The following is an 18,946-nucleotide window of genomic DNA, read 5'->3' as shown; positions in this document are numbered from 1 at the left end:
CCCCCAAACTAACCTCCTGACCATGACTACCGACGTGTGGCTCCCCGTTCCCGCCGACGAGATCGACGGGCTTCCCGACCCCGCCGACTCGGGCCTGACGTACCGCCTGTGGGACGGGGAACCCGACTTCCCGGCCGACCCGGCCGACTGCGTCTTCTACGTCGTCCCGTACATGAAGCCGACGAGCGTCGCGGTGCGCCCCTTCGCCGGTATGACCTCCCTGCGCGTCGTGCAGACCCTGACCGCCGGGATGGACCACGTGACGCCGGGCATCGGCGCCCTGCGGCCCGGTGTGGTGCTGTGCAACGCCAAGGGGGTGCACGAGGCCAGCACCGCCGAGCTCACTCTGGCGCTGATCCTCGCCTCGCTGCGCGGCATCCCGGGCTTCGTGCGCGGCCAGGAGCGGCAGGAGTGGCGGGCCGGCTTCTACCCGGCGCTCGCCGACAAGTCCGTGCTGATCGTCGGGTACGGATCGATCGGCGCCGCCATCGAGGACCGGCTCGCGCCCTTCGAGTGCGCGCGGGTGGTACGCGTCGCGCGCTCCGCCCGTGCCACCGAGCGCGGACCCGTCCACGCGCTGGCCGAGCTCCCGGCGCTCCTCCCGCACGCCGACGTGGTCGTCCTGTCCACACCGCTCACTCCCGACACCCGCCACCTCGCCGACGCCGGGTTCCTCTCCCGGATGAAGGACGGGGCCCTGCTCGTGAACGTCTCCCGCGGCCCGGTCGTCGACACCGAAGCCCTGATCACCGAGGCCGCCAAGGGGCGCATCACGGCTGCTCTGGACGTCACCGACCCCGAGCCGCTGCCCGCCGGCCACCCCCTGTGGCACACCCCCGGCGTGCTGATCAGCCCCCATGTCGGCGGCTCCAGCTCCGCCTTCCTGCCGCGCGCCCGGCGGCTCCTGGCCGCGCAGCTCTCCCGCTTCGTCCAGGGCGAGCCGTTGCGGAACCAGGTGTTCACTACCACCTGAGTACGGTACGGAGTCGTATGCGCGCGGTACGCGCCCGTAACTCCGATGATCGTCACGGAGCGTAGAGAACCCCTGTCCCTGAGTGACGGATCTGGTGTATCGTCCCGATCTGGGGGACGCGCCGAGCACGACGGCGCAGGGGAACGACGTGATGGTCGACCACAAATCCGAGGGGGGCGACGGGCGATGCACGGTCGATGGACCAACGAACCGACGCGACGGGGAACTCGGCTGCGAACCTGCGGGACGCCGGGCGGCGTCCGCGCCGGCACTCCGGCGCGGACCTCCGCACAGGCACCCGTCCGGCCGCCCCGGCGGCACGCACGCGCAGGGGCGTTCCGGTGAGCGCCCCGGGGATGCTCATCGAGCGGCCCCCCGTGACGGGCGGCGGATCCGGGCGGGGCGCCGGGAACGAAGCGGGCAGGGCGGGCGGGCTCTACTGCCAGCTCGCCCTCGCCCTGATCTGCGCGGGCTACGCCGCCGGGGCCGCGGTCGGCTGGGGATCCCAGAAAGCGGCCCAGATCATGGGGGACTTCGGCCTCAGTGCGGCCGCCCTGACCGCCTCCGTCTCCTGCTTCCTGTACGCACGCGCGCGAGGCAGCCGCTTCCGGCAGGCCTGGCTGCTGTTCGCCTTCTCCTCCGCCATGGCCGCCGCCGGCAACAGCGTCTGGGGCTGGTACGAGGTCGTCCTCGGCCGGCCGGTGCCCAGCCCCTCCGTGGCCGACCTGTTCTTCCTGCTCTTCGCGCCGCCCGCCATCGTCGGACTGCTCGTCCTCGCCAAGCGGCCCGTCACCCGCGCGGGCTGGGTCTGCCTCGGGCTGGACTCGTGGCTCATCGGCGGCTCGCTGCTGACCCTGTCCTGGAGCCTCGCCCTCACACACACGGCGCAGTTCCAGGGCGAGAGCGTCGCCCGGGCCGCGCTGTCCCTGGCGTACCCGCTGCTCGACATCGTCCTGGTGAGCATGGTCCTCGCGCTGCACTTCCGGCGCTCCCAGGCCAACCGCTCGGCCGTCCACACGGCCATCGCGGCCCTCGCCCTGACCGTCCTGTGCGACGCCCTGTTCACCTCGCCGCTGCTGCGCGAGAACTACCGCTCGGGCCAGCTGCTGGACGCCGGCTGGTTCGCCGGGTCGCTGCTCCTGGCGTACGCCCCCTGGGGCGCGCGCCGCACCGCCGAGAGCGCCGCGCCCGCGCGCGGGCAGCGGCACCTGCGCCACCTCAGCCGGCCCGTCGCCGGCTCGCTGGCGGCCCTCACCCCGTACCTGGCGGCGGCCGTGTGCACCCTGGGCATCCTGTACAACGTCATCGAGGGCCGCCGCGTGGACCGCGTCGTGGTCTTCACCGGCTGCACGGTCGTGCTCGCGCTCGTCGTCCGGCAGGGCATCATGCTCGTCGACAACATCGCCCTCACCCATGAACTGGCCCAGAAGGAGAACCACTTCCGGTCACTCGTGCAGGGCTCCAGCGACGTCATCATGATCGCCGCGCCCACCGGCGTCCTGCGCTACGTCAGCCCGGCGGCCTCCGGGGTGTACGGGCGGGAGGCCGAGGAGCTCATCGGCTCGGAGCTGGCCTCGCTCATCCATCCCGACGACCTCGGCGCCGTCGTCCACGAGGTACGGCGCTTCCTGGCCGCCTCCCCGTCGGAGGAGCCCACCACCCGGATCGAGTGCCGCTTCAAGTCCGGCACCGGCGAATGGCTCAACGTCGAGTCCACCGTCAACCGCCACCAGGGCGGCCTGATCTTCAACAGCCGCGACGTCACCGAACGGGTCCGCCTCCAGGCCCAGCTCCAGCACAACGCCGAGCACGACCCGCTCACCGACCTGCCCAACCGCGCCCTGTTCACCAAGCGGGTCCGGCAGGCGCTCAGCGGGCGCCGGGCGGGCGACTCGGGCACCGCCGTGCTCTTCATCGACCTCGACGGCTTCAAGGGCGTCAACGACCGGCTCGGCCACCAGGCCGGTGACGAGCTGCTCGTCCAGGCCGCCCGCCGCCTGCAGGACTCGGTACGCGCCGGGGACACCGCCGCCCGGCTCGGCGGCGACGAGTTCGCCGCGCTGATCCTCGGCGACGGCGGCCAGGACCCGTCCGGCCGCGAGCTCCAGGTCCACGAGATCGCCGACCGGCTGCGGCTCACCCTCTCCGAGCCGTACCGGGTCGAGGGCCAGGACGTGCGGGTCGCCGCCTCCATCGGTGTCGCCTTCGCCGAGCCCGGCATCGGCGCCGGGGAGCTCCTGCGCAACGCCGACCTGGCCATGTACCGGGCCAAGGCCGGCGGCAAGAACCGCGTCGAGCTGTACGCCCCCCAGATGCAGACCGAGGTGGTGCGCCGCACGGCGGTCGCCACCCGGCTGCGCACCGCCCTGGAGGACGGCGAGTTCACCCTGGTCCACCAGCCCGTGGTCAACCTCACCACCGGACGTGTCACCGCCGTCGCCGCCCAGGCCCGCTGGCGCTCCGCCCAGAGCGTGCTGTTCACCCCGGCCGAATTCCTCCGGGTCGGCGAGGACGGCCGGCGCACCGGCGAGCTCGGCCGCTGGCTGCTGGAGGAGGCCGTCGAGCAGGCTGCCGAGCGCGCCCGGCAGGGCCACCACGTCCCGGTCGCGGTCCGCCTCCCGGCCCGCGGGCTGCTCGACCGGTCCCTGCCGCTCAGCACCGTCGAGAACCTGCTCACCAAGCACGAGCTGCCCTCCGGCACCCTGATCATCGAGCTGGCCGACAGCGACCCCAGGATCTCCTTCGACGAGCTGGAGCAGCGCCTGGTGGCCCTGCGCGGGCTCGGGGTGCGCATCGCCCTCGACGGATTCGGCAGCGGATACGCCGCGATCACCGCGCTGCGCCGTCTTCCGGTGGACATACTGAAACTGGACAGAGGACTGGTCGAAGGTGTGGTCGAGTCTCCCCGGCTGCACAAGATCACCAGTGGGCTGCTCCGTATCGCCCGCGACCTCGGCATGCAGTCGGTGGCCGACGGCGTCGACGTACCGGAGCAGGTCCTGGCGCTGCGGGCGATGGGGTGCACGCATGGACAGGGAATGGCCTTCTCGGGGCCGCTCGACGAGTACCGGCTGCGGCGCGCCCTGGTCCGGGACGAGTTCCCGGTGCCGGACCGCGTCGCCCTGCCCGTCCTCACCGGCTCCGTCCTGCCCTCGGCCCTGCCCGGACTGCCCGCGGGACTTCCCTCGCTGCGTTCACATGATGAGACGCGCGTCCCACCCACTTGACACTGGTAGTGCGCCGGGTGGAGGGTCAATGCCATGCGCACCCGAATTCTCGTACTTGGAAAGCGCGTCGGCTGAGCACGGCCCCCTGTTGGCCGTGCGGACCCACACCGGCGCGCTCCCCTCGCTTGCCTCACGGCACGAGGGGTTTTTTGTTGCACTGGCACCCCGCCAAACCCGTCAAACCTCGCGAAAACCCTCAGCTTCGAGAAGAGAATGCCGATGACCGAGCAGGCCACCGGGGCCCACCATCCGCAGCCGCGGGCCCGTACCGGCGGACCGTCCTCCGCCACCGTTGAGCACGTCACGGGCGCGCAGTCCCTCATCCGCTCTCTCGAGGAAGTGGGTGCCGACACGGTGTTCGGCATCCCCGGCGGTGCCATCCTCCCCGCGTACGACCCGATGATGGACTCCACGAAGGTCCGTCACATCCTGGTCCGCCACGAGCAGGGCGCGGGCCACGCCGCGACCGGCTACGCCCAGGCCACCGGCAAGGTCGGCGTCTGCATGGCCACCTCCGGCCCCGGCGCCACCAACCTGGTCACCCCGATCGCCGACGCCCACATGGACTCCGTCCCGCTGGTCGCGATCACCGGTCAGGTCTCCTCCAAGGCCATCGGTACGGACGCCTTCCAGGAGGCGGACATCTGCGGCATCACCATGCCGATCACCAAGCACAACTTCCTGGTCACCAAGGCCGAGGACATCCCGAAGACGATCGCCGAGGCGTTCCACATCGCCTCCACCGGCCGCCCGGGCCCGGTCCTGGTCGACATCGCCAAGGACGCCCTCCAGGCCCGGACCGTCTTCAGCTGGCCGCCGCAGCTCGACCTGCCCGGCTACCGCCCGGTGACCAAGCCGCACGCCAAGCAGATCCGCGAGGCCGCCAAGCTGATCACCCAGGCCAAGCGGCCCGTCCTGTACGTCGGCGGCGGTGTCCTGAAGGCCGGCGCCACCGCCGAGCTGAGGGTGCTGGCCGAGCTGACCCAGGCCCCCGTCACGACCACCCTGATGGCGCTGGGCGCGTTCCCCGACAGCCACCCGCTGCACGTCGGCATGCCCGGCATGCACGGCAGCGTCACGGCCGTCACGGCCCTGCAGAAGGCCGACCTGATCATCGCCCTGGGCGCCCGCTTCGACGACCGCGTCACCGGCAAGCTCGACAGCTTCGCCCCGTTCGCCAAGGTCGTCCACGCGGACATCGACCCGGCGGAGATCGGCAAGAACCGCGCGGCCGACGTGCCGATCGTCGGCGACGCCCGCGAGGTCATCGCCGACCTGGTCCAGGCCGTCCAGGCCGAGCACACCGAGGGCAACACCGGCGACTACACCGCCTGGTGGAGGGACCTCAACCGCTGGCGCGAGACCTACCCGCTCGGCTACGACCAGCCCGAGGACGGCACCCTCGCCCCCCAGCAGGTCATCCAGCGCATCGGGCAGCTCGCCCCCGAGGGCACCATCTACGCGGCCGGCGTCGGCCAGCACCAGATGTGGGCCGCGCACTTCATCGACTACGAGAAGCCCGCCACCTGGCTGAACTCCGGCGGCGCCGGAACCATGGGCTACGCCGTCCCGGCCGCCATGGGCGCCAAGGCCGGCATGCCGGACCGCACGGTCTGGGCGATCGACGGCGACGGCTGCTTCCAGATGACCAACCAGGAGCTGGTCACCTGTGCGCTGAACAACATCCCCATCAAGGTCGCCATCATCAACAACGGCGCCCTGGGGATGGTCCGCCAGTGGCAGACCCTCTTCTACAACCAGCGCTACTCCAACACCGTGCTGCACTCCGGCCCGGAGGCGACCGGCAAGGAGCCGAGCGCGGGCACCAGGATCCCGGACTTCGTGAAGCTGTCCGAGGCGATGGGCTGCGTGGCGCTGCGCTGCGAGCGCCCGGAGGACCTGGACAAGGTCATCGCCGAGGCCAACGCCATCAACGACCGCCCGGTCGTCATCGACTTCATCGTCCACGAGGACGCCCAGGTCTGGCCCATGGTCGCCGCCGGCACCTCCAACGACGAGGTCATGGCCGCCCGCGGCGTCCGCCCCGACTTCGGCGACAGCGAAGACGACTGAGAGAGAGCTGAGTCAAGAACCATGTCCAAGCACACGCTCTCCGTCCTGGTGGAGAACACGCCCGGCATCCTCGCCCGGATCGCCGCCCTGTTCTCCCGCCGCGGATTCAACATCGACTCGCTCGCCGTCGGCGTCACCGAGCACCCCGACATCTCCCGCATCACGATCGTGGTCAATGTCGAGGACCTCCCGCTGGAGCAGGTCACCAAGCAGCTCAACAAGCTGGTCAACGTCCTGAAGATCGTCGAACTCGAGCCCAGCGCCGCGATCCAGCGCGAGCTCGTCCTGGTGAAGGTCCGCGCCGACAACGAGACCCGCTCCCAGATCGTCGAGATCGTCCAGCTGTTCCGCGCCAAGACCGTGGACGTCTCGCCCGAGGCGGTCACGATCGAGGCCACCGGTTCGAGTGACAAGCTCGACGCCATGCTGAAGATGCTCGAGCAGTTCGGCATCAAGGAGCTGGTCCAGTCCGGCACGATCGCCATAGGGCGTGGCGCCCGGTCCATCACGGACCGTTCGCTGCGGGCGCTCGACCGTTCCGCGTAGCGAGACCCCCCGACTTCCACATCCCTCCCCACCGTACGGTGGGACGCAACACCAGCACACCAAGGAGAAGACCCAGTGGCCGAGCTGTTCTACGACGACGACGCCGACCTGTCCATCATCCAGGGCCGCAAGGTCGCGGTGATCGGTTACGGCAGCCAGGGCCACGCCCACGCGCTGTCGCTCCGTGACTCGGGTGTCGACGTCCGCGTCGGTCTGCACGAGGGCTCCAAGTCCAAGGCCAAGGCCGAGGAGCAGGGCCTGCGCGTGGTGACGCCCGCCGAGGCCGCCGCCGAGGCCGACGTCATCATGATCCTGATCCCGGACCCGATCCAGGCCCAGGTGTACGAGGAGTCCGTCAAGGACAACCTGAAGGACGGCGACGCGCTGTTCTTCGCCCACGGCTTCAACGTCCGCTTCGGCTTCATCAAGCCCCCGGCCGGCGTCGACGTCGCCCTCGTCGCCCCCAAGGGCCCGGGCCACCTGGTCCGCCGCCAGTACGAGGAGGGCCGCGGCGTCCCCGCGATCGCCGCGGTCGAGCAGGACGCCACCGGGAACGCCTTCCCGCTCGCCCTCTCCTACGCGAAGGCGATCGGCGGCACCCGCGCCGGCGTCATCAAGACCACCTTCACCGAGGAGACCGAGACCGACCTGTTCGGCGAGCAGGCCGTGCTCTGCGGCGGCACCTCGGCGCTGGTCAAGGCGGGCTTCGAGACCCTGGTCGAGGCCGGCTACCAGCCGGAGATCGCGTACTTCGAGTGCCTCCACGAGCTGAAGCTGATCGTGGACCTGATGTACGAGGGCGGCCTGGAGAAGATGCGCTGGTCGGTCTCCGAGACCGCCGAGTGGGGCGACTACGTCACCGGCCCGCGGATCATCACGGACGCCACCAAGGCCGAGATGAAGAAGGTCCTCTCCGAGATCCAGGACGGCACGTTCGCCAAGAACTGGATGGACGAGTACCACGGCGGCCTGAAGAAGTACGACGAGTACAAGACGCAGGACTCCGAGCACCTGCTGGAGACCACCGGCAAGGAGCTGCGCAAGCTCATGAGCTGGGTGGACAACGAGGAGGCGTGAGCCTCGCGGCGGCGGGTCCGGGGCTTCCCCGGGCCCGCCGTCCCCGTGTCGTCCGCCCTTGGACAACCAGTCCAACCACGGACGGGTGATCCTTCCGCCACGGCGGAATGTATGGCACCGACCGCCACTACACTTCAGAACAACAAACGCGTCAGGCCCACAGCGTCGTGCGTCTTCCACGCGGCATGCCCCCCTCCACCGCCTGCGGCCCCGGGACGGCCGTCTGCACTGGACTTGTGAGGACTCACGTGAGCTCGAAACCCGTCGTACTCATCGCTGAAGAGCTGTCGCCCGCCACCGTCGACGCGCTGGGCCCGGACTTCGAGATCCGGCACTGCAACGGCGCCGACCGGGCCGAGCTGCTGCCCGCCGTCGCGGACGTGGACGCGATCCTGGTGCGGTCCGCCACCAAGGTCGACGCCGAGGCGATCGCCGCCGCGAAGCGCCTGAAGGTCGTCGCCCGCGCGGGCGTGGGCCTGGACAACGTCGACGTCTCCGCCGCCACCAAGGCCGGCGTGATGGTCGTCAACGCACCGACGTCGAACATCGTCACCGCCGCGGAGCTCGCGTGCGGCCTGCTCATCGCCACGGCGCGCAACATCCCGCAGGCCAACACCGCCCTGAAGAACGGCGAGTGGAAGCGCAGCAAGTACACCGGCGTCGAGCTCAGCGAGAAGGTCCTCGGCGTCGTCGGCCTCGGCCGCATCGGCGTGCTGGTCGCCCAGCGCATGTCCGCCTTCGGCATGAAGATCGTCGCGTACGACCCGTACGTGCAGCCGGCCCGCGCCGCGCAGATGGGCGTCAAGCTGCTGTCGCTGGACGAGCTGCTGGAGGTCTCCGACTTCATCACCGTCCACCTGCCGAAGACCCCCGAGACGCTCGGCCTGATCGGCGACGAGGCGCTGCACAAGGTCAAGCCGGCCGTCCGCATCGTCAACGCCGCCCGCGGCGGGATCGTCGACGAGGAGGCGCTGTTCGCGGCGCTCAAGGAGGGGCGGGTCGCGGGCGCCGGCCTCGACGTGTACGCGAAGGAGCCGTGCACCGACTCCCCGCTGTTCGAGCTCGACCAGGTGGTGTGCACCCCGCACCTCGGTGCGTCGACGGACGAGGCACAGGAGAAGGCCGGTATCGCCGTCGCCCGCTCCGTACGGCTCGCGCTCGCCGGTGAGCTGGTCCCCGACGCGGTCAACGTCCAGGGCGGCGTCATCGCCGAGGACGTCAAGCCGGGTCTGCCGCTCGCCGAGCGCCTCGGCCGGATCTTCACCGCGCTGGCGGGCGAGGTCGCGGTGCGTCTCGACGTCGAGGTGTACGGCGAGATCACCCAGCACGACGTCAAGGTGCTCGAACTGTCCGCGCTGAAGGGCGTGTTCGAGGACGTCGTCGACGAGACGGTGTCGTACGTCAACGCCCCCCTGTTCGCGCAGGAGCGCGGCGTCGAGGTGCGCCTGACCACCAGCTCCGAGTCCCCGGACCACCGCAACGTCGTCACCGTGCGCGGCACGCTCTCGGGCGGCGAGGAAGTCGCGGTCTCCGGCACCCTGGCCGGTCCCAAGCACCTGCAGAAGATCGTCGCCGTCGGTGACTACGACGTGGACCTCGCGCTCGCCGACCACATGGTCGTGCTGCGCTACGAGGACCGTCCCGGTGTCGTCGGCACCGTCGGCCGGATCCTCGGCGAGGCCGGGCTGAACATCGCGGGCATGCAGGTCGCCCGTGCGGCGGAGGGCGGCGAGGCCCTCGCGGTCCTCACCGTCGACGACACGGTCCCGCCGCAGGTGCTGACGGAGGTCGCCGCGGAGATCGGCGCGACGTCGGCCCGCTCCGTGAACCTCACCTGACGGTTCCCCGCTCCGCTTCCCGGCCCCCGGGCGCTCGTTCCCACGAGTGCCCGGGGGCCGGGCGCGTGAGCGGACCCCCAACCGTCAGAGCCGGGCGGCCTTCAGGGCCATGTGGAGCAGCAGGCGGTCCTCGCCGTCGTCCAGGTCCAGGCCGGTGAGCTGCTCCACCCGGGACAGGCGGTAGTAGAGCGTCTGGCGGTGGATGCCCAGGGCGGCGGCGGTGCGGCCCGCCTGCCCGGCGCAGTCCAGGAACGTCTCCGCGGTCCGGGCGAGCTCCCGGTGCGCCGGGGCGAGCAGGGCGCGGGCGGCCGGGTCACCGGGCGCGGTGGGCGGGAGCGCGGTCAGCAGCCGGTACGGGCCGATCGCCGACCAGCGCGCGACCGGCCCGAGCCGGGGCTGGGCCGCCGCGGCACGGGCCGCGGAGGACGCCTCGCGCCACGCCTCGCCCACGTCGGCCAGTCCCCGGCGCGGCTCCGCGATCCCGGCGACCACGTCCGGCCGGTCGCCCCCCGCCCGCGCGGCCCACGCCGCGGTGGGAGGCACGGCCGCGCGTCCGCCGCGTACGGCACCCGGCTGCGCCTGCGCCCCGGCCGTGCCCGCCGCTCCCGGGGCAGCGGGGGCCTGGCCGCCGGTGGCCGCCGCGCGCAGCCGGTCCGCCGCCGTGAGGGCGGGCGCGGGCACGTCGGCCGAGCGCAGGCGGATCAGGGCGGCCAGGGCATGGGCCCCGGCCGCCTCGCCCCCGGCAGCGCCGGTGCCCTCGGCCGTCCCCGAAGCCCCGGAACTCCCGGCGATCCCGGAGGCGGTCCCGCCCGCCCCCGCGGACCCCGTCCCGGCTCGGGCACCCGAGCCCGATCCGCCACCGCGGGAACCCGCGCCCGGGCCCTGCGCGGCTCCGGAACCCGCCCCCGGGCGGGAGGCGCGTGCCGCGTCCGGCGCGGTGGCGCCCGTCGGCAGCGGACCTGGCCACGGGAGCGTGCACAGGGCCGCGGCGCCCGGAGCGGTGCGCGGCGAGGGAGCCTCGCCCCCCGGCCACGGCACCACGCACACCAGGGCGTGCAGGCCGTCCGCGTCGGGGCCGAGCGCCGAGCGCAGGGCGGTCAGCGCCATGTCGTACTGCCAGCCCCGCTCGGCCGTGAGCGCGGCGCGCAGCTCGCGCGAGAGGTCCGCGCCCGCCCGCTCCTCGTCGGCGAGCAGCGCCCCGATCCGTTCCGCCACCTGCATCGCCGCCGTCAGCCGGTCGGGCGAGGGCCCGGGGTCGGCGTCGAGCAGCCACACGTACCCGAGGACGACGCCCCGGTGGCGGACCGGCAGGCAGATGCGGTCCCGGAAGACGCCCGCGTCGGGCGCGGCGGGGATGCGGACCGGGCCGGTCGCCCGGGTGATGCCGAAGCCCTCGAACCAGGCCCGTACCGCGGGCGTGGACTTCCTGGTGAGGATCGAGCGGGTCCGCACCGGGTCCATGGCGGTGTCGTCGTCGCTGTCGTGCGCGCCGAAGGCGATCAGCCCGAAGTCGCGGTTCTCCAGCGTCGCGGGGGCGCCCAGCAGCGCCGAGATCTCGTCGACCAGGTCCTGGTAATCGCCGTAAGCGCCCTTCACCCGGACAGTCTGCCACTCGATCAGACATCTGTATGAGATCCGGGGCACGGATGCGTGACAGGTGTCGATGGCCGGGCATCGGAGCGATCCTTAGGTTTCACGGTGGTTCTCCGTGCCGACACGTACGCGTTCCCCGCGTCCGTTTCCGGCCCCCTTCAACCCCTGTTCCGTGGAGGTGCCCCGTGCTGGGTCCCGTGATCCTCGCCGCGTCGCGCAGTGACCGCATGCGCCGCTTCGTCTCTGCCGCGCCGGGCACCAAGCAGGTCGTCGCGCGGTTCATCGCCGGCGAGACGGTCGAGCAGGTCGTCCCGATCGTCCGCGAGGCGGCGGCCAAGGGCCTGGAGGTCACCCTGGACGTGGTCGGGGAGGACATCACCACGCGCGAACAGGCGTTCGCCGCACGTGACGCCTACCTGGAGCTCATCGAGCACCTGAAGGGCCTGGAGCTGGGCACCCGGGCCGAGATGTCGGTCAAGCTGTCGATGTTCGGCCAGGCGCTGGACGGGGGACACGAGCTGGCGCTCGCCAACGTCCGGCCGGTCGTCGAGGCCGCGGCCGCCATCGGCACCACCGTCACCCTGGACGCGGAGGACCACACCACCCTGGACTCGATGTTCGCCATCCACGAGGAGCTGCGGAAGGACTTCCCCCAGACGGGCTGCGTCATCCAGGCGTACCTCTTCCGCACCGAGGAGGACGCCCGGCGCCTCGCCGCGAACGGCAGCCGCGTCCGGATCGTCAAGGGCGCCTACAAGGAGCCCGCCTCCGTCGCGTACCAGGACAAGGCGGAGATCGACAAGGCGTACGTCCGGATCCTGAAGATCCTGATGGAGGGCGACGGCTACCCCATGATCGGGTCCCACGACCCGCGGCTCATCGCCGTCACCCAGGAGCTCGCGCGCCGCGCCGGGCGCAAACTGGACGAGTACGAGTTCCAGATGCTGTACGGGATCCGCAGCGACGAGCACGTACGGCTCGCCGCCGAGGGTCACCGCATGCGCGTCTACACCGCGTACGGAACCGACTGGTACGGGTACTTCATGCGCCGCCTCGCGGAGAAGCCGGCCAACCTGCTGTTCTTCGTCCGCTCGATGATCACCAAGAACTGAAGGAGTTACGGAACTCATGGACGCTGTGACCCAGGTCCCCGCTCCGGTCAACGAGCCGGTCCACACCTACGCCCCCGGTTCGGCCGAGCGCATCCGTCTGGAGGCCAAGCTCAAGGAGCTGGCCGAGAACCCCATCGACCTGCCGATGACCATCGGCGGGGTCAAGCGCATGGGCGGCGGTGAGCGCGTGGACGTCGTCCAGCCGCACCACCACGCCAAGGTCCTCGGCACCTTCGCGGGCGCCACGCAGGCCGACGCCCAGGACGCCATCGACGCCGCCCTCGCCGCCGCCCCGGCCTGGCGCGCGATGTCCTTCGACGACCGCGCGGCGATCATCCTGCGCGCCGCCGAGCTGCTCGCCGGCCCGTGGCGCGAGACCATGGCCGCCTCGACCATGCTCGGCCAGTCGAAGACGGTCCAGCAGGCCGAGATCGACACCCCGTGCGAGCTCGTCGACTTCTGGCGCTTCAACGTCAAGTACGCCCGTGACCTGCTCGCCGAGCAGCCGCCGGCCAACGCGCCGGGCGTGTGGAACCGCCTCGACCACCGCCCGCTGGAGGGCTTCGTCTACGCGATCACGCCCTTCAACTTCACCGCCATCGCCGGCAACCTGCCCACCGCCCCGGCCCTCATGGGCAACGTGGTGGTCTGGAAGCCGTCCCCGACGCAGACCCACGCCGCCGTGCTGCTCATGCAGCTGCTGGAGGAGGCCGGCCTGCCCAAGGGCGTCATCAACCTGGTGACGGGCGACGGCATCGCCGTCTCCGAGGTGGCCCTGCACCACCCGATGCTCGCCGGCATCCACTTCACCGGGTCGACCAAGACCTTCCAGCACCTGTGGAAGACGGTCGGCAACAACATCGAGAAGTACCGCTCCTACCCGCGCATCGTCGGCGAGACGGGCGGCAAGGACTTCGTCGTCGCGCACCCGAGCGCCGACCGCGCCGTCCTGAAGACCGCGCTGACCCGCGGCGCCTTCGAGTACCAGGGCCAGAAGTGCTCGGCGACCTCGCGCGCCTACATCCCGGCCTCGATCTGGAACTCCGGCTTCAAGGAGGAGTTCGCGGCCGAGGTCGACGGCATCCGGATGGGTGACGTCACCGACCTGACGAACTTCATCGGCGCCGTCATCGACGAGCGGGCCTTCGCCAAGAACAAGGCCGCGATCGACCGGGCCAAGGAGGACCCGGCCTGCACGATCGTCGCCGGCGGCACCTACGACGACTCGGTCGGCTGGTTCGTCCGCCCGACGGTCGTCGAGTGCACCGACCCGGCCAACGAGGTCTTCACGACCGAGTACTTCGGCCCGTTCCTCGCGGTGTACGTGTACGAGGACGACCAGTACGACGCGATGCTGGAGCAGATGGAGTCGGTGTCGGCATACGCGCTGACCGGTTCGGTCATCGCGAACGACCGCGCGGCGGCCGCGTACACGATGGAGAAGCTGCGGTACGCCGCGGGCAACTTCTACATCAACGACAAGTCGACCGGCGCCGTCGTCGGCCAGCAGCCCTTCGGCGGCGGCCGCGCCTCCGGTACCAACGACAAGGCCGGCGCCCCGCAGAACCTGATGCGCTGGACGCTGACCCGCGCCATCAAGGAGACGCTGGTCCCGCCGACCGACTACACGTACCCGCACATGGGCTGACCCTTCCGGCCCACCCCGTACGCCGCCCCCTTCCGGCCCCACACCGGAAGGGGGCGGTTTTCGTGAGCAAGATGTGAAAGACGGTCAGTTTCGGGGAGCCCCAGCCGGTAACACGCACTTCCATGGCTGACACGAAGACGAACCAGAAGCAGACGCGCACGACCGCCGCCGCCAAGAAGACCACGCAGGCGGCCCAGGACGCCGCAGGGTCCGCGCGCGGTCTCGGAGGCGTGACCGCCGACAAGGCGCTGGCCACGGCGCGGACCGTCCAGCGCACCGCCGTTTCGGCGGCCGAGCGCGCCGCCGGCACCGCGGGTGTGGTGTGGACGGTGGTCAAGGCCCGCAAGGCCGTGGTGGCGGGGGCCGGAGCGGGCGTCGCCACCGCCGTGGCCGGCTCCTACGCGCTCGGCCGCCGGGTGGGCCTGCGGCAGCGCGGACCGCTCTCCCGCCTCACCGGCGGCCGGCTCTGAGGCCGTACGCCGGCAGGCGCGAGGCACCCGTGAGCGCGGGGCCGCCCGGACCTGACCCGGGCGGTCCCGCGAGCGGGTGACGCCTCAGAACTCCACGAGCACCTGGTCCAGCGACTTGCGCACCAGGTCCGGCACCTGGCAGTCGTCCGCCGGGTAGCCGACCGGGATCACGGCGAACGCCTTCTCGTTCTCCGGGCGGTCCAGCACCTCCGACAGGAAGCGCATCGGGCTGGGCGTGTGGATCAGCGCGGCCAGGCCCGACAGGTGCAGCGCCGACAGCAGCATGCCGACGGCGATCCCGACCGACTCGTCGACGTAGTAGTGCTTGTGCCTGGTGCCGTCCTCGCCCAGCCAGTAGCGCTGCTGGAAGACGACGATCAGGGCCGGGGCGTCCGTCAGGTGGCTCTTCACCGCGTCGGTGCCCAGCGGGCGCAGCGCCGCCAGCCATTCCTCGCCCAGCCGCCCGTCGTACGAGATCCGCTCCTCGCGCTCGGCGGCCTCGCGGATGCGCCGGCGGACCGCGGCATCTTTGACCAGGACGAACGTCCACGGCTGCTGATGGGCGCCGGACGGGGCGGTCGACGCGCACGCGACGGCGTCCCGCACGACCTGGTCCGGCACGGGATCGGGGGCGAACTGCCGTACCGTACGCCGCTGCTCCATGCGTGCGCGCAACTGTGCCGCACGGGCGAGCGACTCGGTCGCCGGCATGCGCTCCGGGCGGTACGGGACGGGCCGGTAGGGAGCGCCATGGGTGGGCGTCCACGGTCGTTCGGTCGTGGGTGACATGCGGCCGAGTCTGCTGCGGGGGCGGCGCCGCGGGAAGGGCCCGGCACGGGTACCGGCGGTGACCTGGCCGGATCCGCACCACGCCCCGCGCCCGCACAGGAGCGCGCCGGGCCCGGCCTGCCACAGTGGGCCGTATGACCGACTCACTGCACACCTCCCACACCTACGAGCTCGCCCCCGACACGCTCGGCGCCATACGCACGATGCTGGACGCCGCCTTCCACGGGGACTTCGGCGACGAGGACTGGGACCACGGGCTCGGCGGCATCCACGCGTACGTCCGGGACGAGCGCGGTATCGCCGCGCACGGCAGCGTGATCATGCGCAGGGTGGTGCACGCGGGGCGGGCGTACCGCGTCGGCTACGTGGAGGCGGTCGCCGTACGCGCCGACCGGCGCCGGCGCGGCCTGGGCGGCCGGGTGATGGCGGCGCTGGAGGAAGTCATCGACGGGGCGTACGCGTTCGGCGCGCTGTCCGCGTCCGACGACGGGGCCGAGCTGTACCGGGCGCGCGGCTGGCAGCTGTGGAACGGACCGCTCCAGGCCTTCGGGCCGGGGGGCGTGGTGCCCCTGCCGGACGAGGAGGACTCGACCTACCTGCGCCCCTCGCGCGGCCGGACGCTCCCGGCGGCGGATCAGGGGGCGCTCCTCTTCGACTGGCGCGACGGCGACCTGCTGTAGCGGGCGGCCGGCGCTGCTCTCGCTGTGCCGTGACCATTCGTACGCCCCGGGCCGAAGCTCCGTCTCAGATAGTAGGAAGTCAAAGTAATTGTGGAGACAGACGCTCCGCTCGCGCGTAGCGTTGTAGGAGCCGAACGTCTCGCTCCATCCAGCGAACGGCGGTCTGAGCGCCCGTGCCTCCGGCAGGTCACCCCTGCGGCCGTGCTCCCCGCCCCTTCCGGCGCCTGTCGATCATTTTTCTGATCCCAAGGAGTCGATCCCCATGGCCGCTGAGACCGCCCGCCGCCGCGTCCGCCGCACCTCCCCCCATCCCACCGACGCCGAGCGCCGCAACGCCGCCGCCGCACTCCAGCGCGCCCTCGACCGCAGGGACAACGGCGGCGAGACCGGCCACTGAGACGTACCGCCGGCCGTCGGCACGGCGCGCCGAGGTGTCGCCGGGGACACTCCGAGGTCCACATGATGGACGGATGTGTGTCAGGCACTGGGACGAAGAGTAGGGTGCGGACATGTCTCGCAGCATCGATCTCGCAGTGATCCCCGGTGACGGCATCGGCCAGGAAGTCGTGGCCCAGGGCCTCAAGGTCCTCCGCTCGGTCCTCTCGCAGGATGTGAAGCTGGAGACCAAGGAGTACGACCTCGGCGCGCAGCGCTGGCACCGGACCGGGGAGACCCTCCCCGACGCGGAGCTGGAGTCCCTCAAGAACCACGACGCCATCCTGCTCGGCGCGATCGGCGACCCGTCCGTGCCGTCCGGCGTGCTGGAGCGCGGGCTGCTGCTGAAGCTGCGGTTCGCCTTCGACCACTACGTCAACCTGCGCCCCTCGAAGCTCTTCCCCAACACCGCGACCCCGCTGGCCGGCCGCCCGGACATCGACTTCGTCGTCGTCCGCGAGGGCACCGAGGGCCCGTACACCGGCAACGGCGGCTCGCTGCGCACCGGCACCCCGGCCGAGGTCGCCACCGAGGTCAGCCTCAACACGGCGTACGGCGTGGAGCGCGTCGTCCGTGACGCGTACGAGCGGGCCAACGCCCGTCCGCGCAAGAAGCTGACGCTCGTCCACAAGAACAACGTGCTCGTCTACGCCGGGCACATGTGGAAGAACATCTTCGACAAGGTGGGCGCCGAGTACCCGGACGTCACCACCGACTACCTGCACGTCGACGCCGCGACGATCTTCTTCGTCACCCAGCCGGAGCGCTTCGACGTCATCGTCACCGACAACCTCTTCGGCGACATCCTCACCGACCTCGCCGCTGCCGTGACCGGCGGCATCGGCCTGGCCGCATCCGGCAACATCAACCCGACGGGCGCGTTCCCGTCGATGTTCGAGCCCGTGCACGGCTCCGCGCCCGACATCGCGGGCCAGGGCAAGGCCGACCCCACCGCGACGATCCTCTCCGTGGCGCTGCTCCTGCGTCACCTCGGGTACGAGGCCGAGGCCGTCCGCATCGAGGACGCCGTCGCCGCGGACCTCGCCGCCCGGGACGGCTCCACGCCGCGGACGACCGACGAGATCGGCGACGCGCTCGCGGTACGCGTAGCGAGCTGACCCGCCGACTGGGAGAACCCAGACACAGCCGCCGGGTCGCACCTGCACCCGGCGGCTTCTCCTGTGCGGCCCCGGGTGTCACCATCAACCCTGGACCGCACTCAGCCGTACCTCTTCGCGTTCCTTCATGCCGTTTCTTTCACCCGGCCCCCCGGGCGATAATCGAACGCGGGGCCGCGGCATGCGGGAAAGCTCGGACGTCCTAGTAGCGGCGTGAGCGCGGTCCGTCACAACCAACCGGTGAAGGACACAGCACTCATGACGACGCCCACGATCGAGCTCAAGCCCTCCTCGAACCCGCTGTCCGACGCGGAGCGCCAGGCGATCCTGGCGAACCCCGGTTTCGGCCGCCACTTCACCGACCACATGGTGACCATCAAGTGGACCGAGGGCCGCGGCTGGCACGACGCCGAGCTCACGCCGTACGCGCCGCTGTCGATCGACCCGGCGAACATGACCCTGCACTACGCGCAGGAGATCTTCGAGGGACTGAAGGCGTACCGGCGTCCCGACGGCTCGGTCTCGATGTTCCGGCCGGAGGCCAACGCCGAGCGGTTCCAGCGCTCCGCGCGGCGTCTGGCGATGCCGGAGCTGCCGGTGGAGACGTTCGTCGCCGCGTGCGACGCCCTGGTCCGGCAGGACGAGGCGTGGGTGCCGCCGCACGGAGGTGAGGAGTCGCTCTACCTGCGGCCCTTCATGATCGCCAATGAGGTGGGCCTCGGCGTCCGCCCGGCCAACGAGTACCTCTTCATCGTCATCGCCTCGCCCGCCGGCGCGTACTTCCCCGGCGGCGTCAAGCCCGTCTCGGTCTGGCTGTCGGAGAACTACGTCCGCGCCGTCCCCGGCGGCATGGGCTTCGCCAAGACCGGCGGCAACTACGCGGCCTCGCTGCTCGCGCAGGCCGAGGCGGCGGAGAAGGGCTGCGACCAGGTGGTCTGGCTCGACGCGCTGGAGCACCGCTGGGTCGAGGAGATGGGCGGCATGAACCTGTACTTCGTGTACGGGGACAGGATCGTCACGCCCGAGCTGACCGGCTCCCTCCTCGCCGGCATCACCCGTGACTCGCTCCTCCGCCTCGCCGGGGACCTCGGGTACGCGTCGGAGGAGGGCCGCATCTCCACCGAGCAGTGGAAGCGCGACACCGAGAACGGCACCCTGACCGAGGTCTTCGCCTGCGGCACGGCCGCGGTCATCACCCCGGTCGGCACGGTGAAGTCGACGGCCGGCGAGTGGACCCAGGGCGACGGCACGCCCGGTGAGGTCACCCTGAAGCTGCGCAAGGCGCTGCTGGACATCCAGACCGGCGCCGCCGAGGACGTCCACGGCTGGACCCACCAGGTCGGCTGACCTCCCGTCCGTACGTGACG

Annotated in this window: 15 protein-coding genes; 13 read left to right on the top strand and 2 right to left on the bottom strand. The window is 71.6% G+C overall.

Annotated features, from left to right (window positions below):
• The first annotated feature begins 22 nt into the window (after window positions 1-22).
• From ACIA79_RS08125 to serA, 6 genes are all read left to right on the top strand, one after another.
• On the top strand, window positions 23-973 hold the full coding sequence (locus tag ACIA79_RS08125; RefSeq protein WP_399427312.1) for a 2-hydroxyacid dehydrogenase: 951 nt from the start codon (window positions 23-25) through the stop codon (window positions 971-973).
• Between the two features lie 341 nt (window positions 974-1,314).
• Window positions 1,315-4,200, top strand: coding sequence for a putative bifunctional diguanylate cyclase/phosphodiesterase (locus tag ACIA79_RS08120; RefSeq protein ID WP_399427310.1), 2,886 nt, complete (start codon window positions 1,315-1,317; stop codon window positions 4,198-4,200).
• A gap of 219 nt (window positions 4,201-4,419) precedes the next feature.
• On the top strand, window positions 4,420-6,273 hold the full coding sequence (locus ACIA79_RS08115) for an acetolactate synthase large subunit (protein WP_399427309.1): 1,854 nt from the start codon (window positions 4,420-4,422) through the stop codon (window positions 6,271-6,273).
• Between the two features lie 21 nt (window positions 6,274-6,294).
• Entirely contained in the window at window positions 6,295-6,819 is a 525-nt protein-coding gene (gene ilvN / locus ACIA79_RS08110) for an acetolactate synthase small subunit (protein WP_019889675.1), read from the top strand.
• 75 nt (window positions 6,820-6,894) lie between these two features.
• On the top strand, window positions 6,895-7,896 hold the full coding sequence (gene ilvC / locus ACIA79_RS08105; protein WP_399427308.1) for a ketol-acid reductoisomerase: 1,002 nt from the start codon (window positions 6,895-6,897) through the stop codon (window positions 7,894-7,896).
• 248 nt (window positions 7,897-8,144) lie between these two features.
• A complete protein-coding gene (gene serA / locus ACIA79_RS08100; RefSeq protein ID WP_399427307.1) occupies window positions 8,145-9,734 on the top strand; it encodes a phosphoglycerate dehydrogenase in 1,590 nt (529 codons plus the stop codon).
• Between the two features lie 84 nt (window positions 9,735-9,818).
• Here the strand turns inward: serA and ACIA79_RS08095 are convergent, their stop codons facing one another.
• Entirely contained in the window at window positions 9,819-11,330 is a 1,512-nt protein-coding gene (locus tag ACIA79_RS08095) for a PucR family transcriptional regulator (RefSeq protein WP_399427306.1), read from the bottom strand.
• Between the two features lie 182 nt (window positions 11,331-11,512).
• Between ACIA79_RS08095 and ACIA79_RS08090 the strand changes: the two genes are divergently transcribed.
• The 3 genes from ACIA79_RS08090 (at window position 11,513) to ACIA79_RS08080 (ending at window position 14,557) form a co-directional block, all read left to right on the top strand.
• Window positions 11,513-12,439 carry a proline dehydrogenase family protein gene (locus ACIA79_RS08090; RefSeq protein ID WP_399427305.1) on the top strand — a complete coding sequence of 309 codons (927 nt, stop codon included), beginning with the start codon at window positions 11,513-11,515 and terminating at the stop codon, window positions 12,437-12,439.
• A gap of 16 nt (window positions 12,440-12,455) precedes the next feature.
• Window positions 12,456-14,087 (top strand): L-glutamate gamma-semialdehyde dehydrogenase, encoded by a 1,632-nt coding sequence (gene pruA / locus ACIA79_RS08085; RefSeq protein WP_399427304.1) that lies wholly within the window; start codon window positions 12,456-12,458, stop codon window positions 14,085-14,087.
• 122 nt (window positions 14,088-14,209) lie between these two features.
• On the top strand, window positions 14,210-14,557 hold the full coding sequence (locus tag ACIA79_RS08080) for a hypothetical protein (protein WP_399427303.1): 348 nt from the start codon (window positions 14,210-14,212) through the stop codon (window positions 14,555-14,557).
• 84 nt (window positions 14,558-14,641) lie between these two features.
• Here ACIA79_RS08080 and ACIA79_RS08075 read toward each other — a convergent pair whose 3' ends face one another.
• Entirely contained in the window at window positions 14,642-15,346 is a 705-nt protein-coding gene (locus tag ACIA79_RS08075) for a nitroreductase family protein (protein ID WP_399427302.1), read from the bottom strand.
• 134 nt (window positions 15,347-15,480) lie between these two features.
• On the opposite strand from ACIA79_RS08075, the gene ACIA79_RS08070 reads away from it, so the two are divergent.
• The 4 genes from ACIA79_RS08070 to ACIA79_RS08055 all read left to right on the top strand — a co-directional run bounded on the left by ACIA79_RS08070 (window position 15,481) and on the right by ACIA79_RS08055 (window position 18,926).
• Entirely contained in the window at window positions 15,481-16,026 is a 546-nt protein-coding gene (locus ACIA79_RS08070) for a GNAT family N-acetyltransferase (RefSeq protein WP_399427301.1), read from the top strand.
• A 262-nt stretch (window positions 16,027-16,288) separates the two neighbouring features.
• On the top strand, window positions 16,289-16,423 hold the full coding sequence (locus tag ACIA79_RS08065) for a hypothetical protein (protein WP_399427300.1): 135 nt from the start codon (window positions 16,289-16,291) through the stop codon (window positions 16,421-16,423).
• 112 nt (window positions 16,424-16,535) lie between these two features.
• Window positions 16,536-17,579, top strand: coding sequence for a 3-isopropylmalate dehydrogenase (locus ACIA79_RS08060; RefSeq protein WP_399427299.1), 1,044 nt, complete (start codon window positions 16,536-16,538; stop codon window positions 17,577-17,579).
• Window positions 17,580-17,837: 258 nt separating this feature from the next.
• Window positions 17,838-18,926, top strand: a complete 1,089-nt coding sequence (locus ACIA79_RS08055) for a branched-chain amino acid aminotransferase (protein WP_399427298.1) — start codon at window positions 17,838-17,840, stop codon at window positions 18,924-18,926.
• The last annotated feature ends 20 nt before the right edge of the window (window positions 18,927-18,946 follow it).

The sequence above is a fragment of the Streptomyces sp. NPDC051310 genome (assembly GCF_044455245.1).
GTDB lineage: Bacteria > Actinomycetota > Actinomycetes > Streptomycetales > Streptomycetaceae > Streptomyces.
The sequence above is the reverse complement of the archived record's forward strand: the minus strand, read 5'-3'. Positions and strand labels throughout refer to the sequence as shown.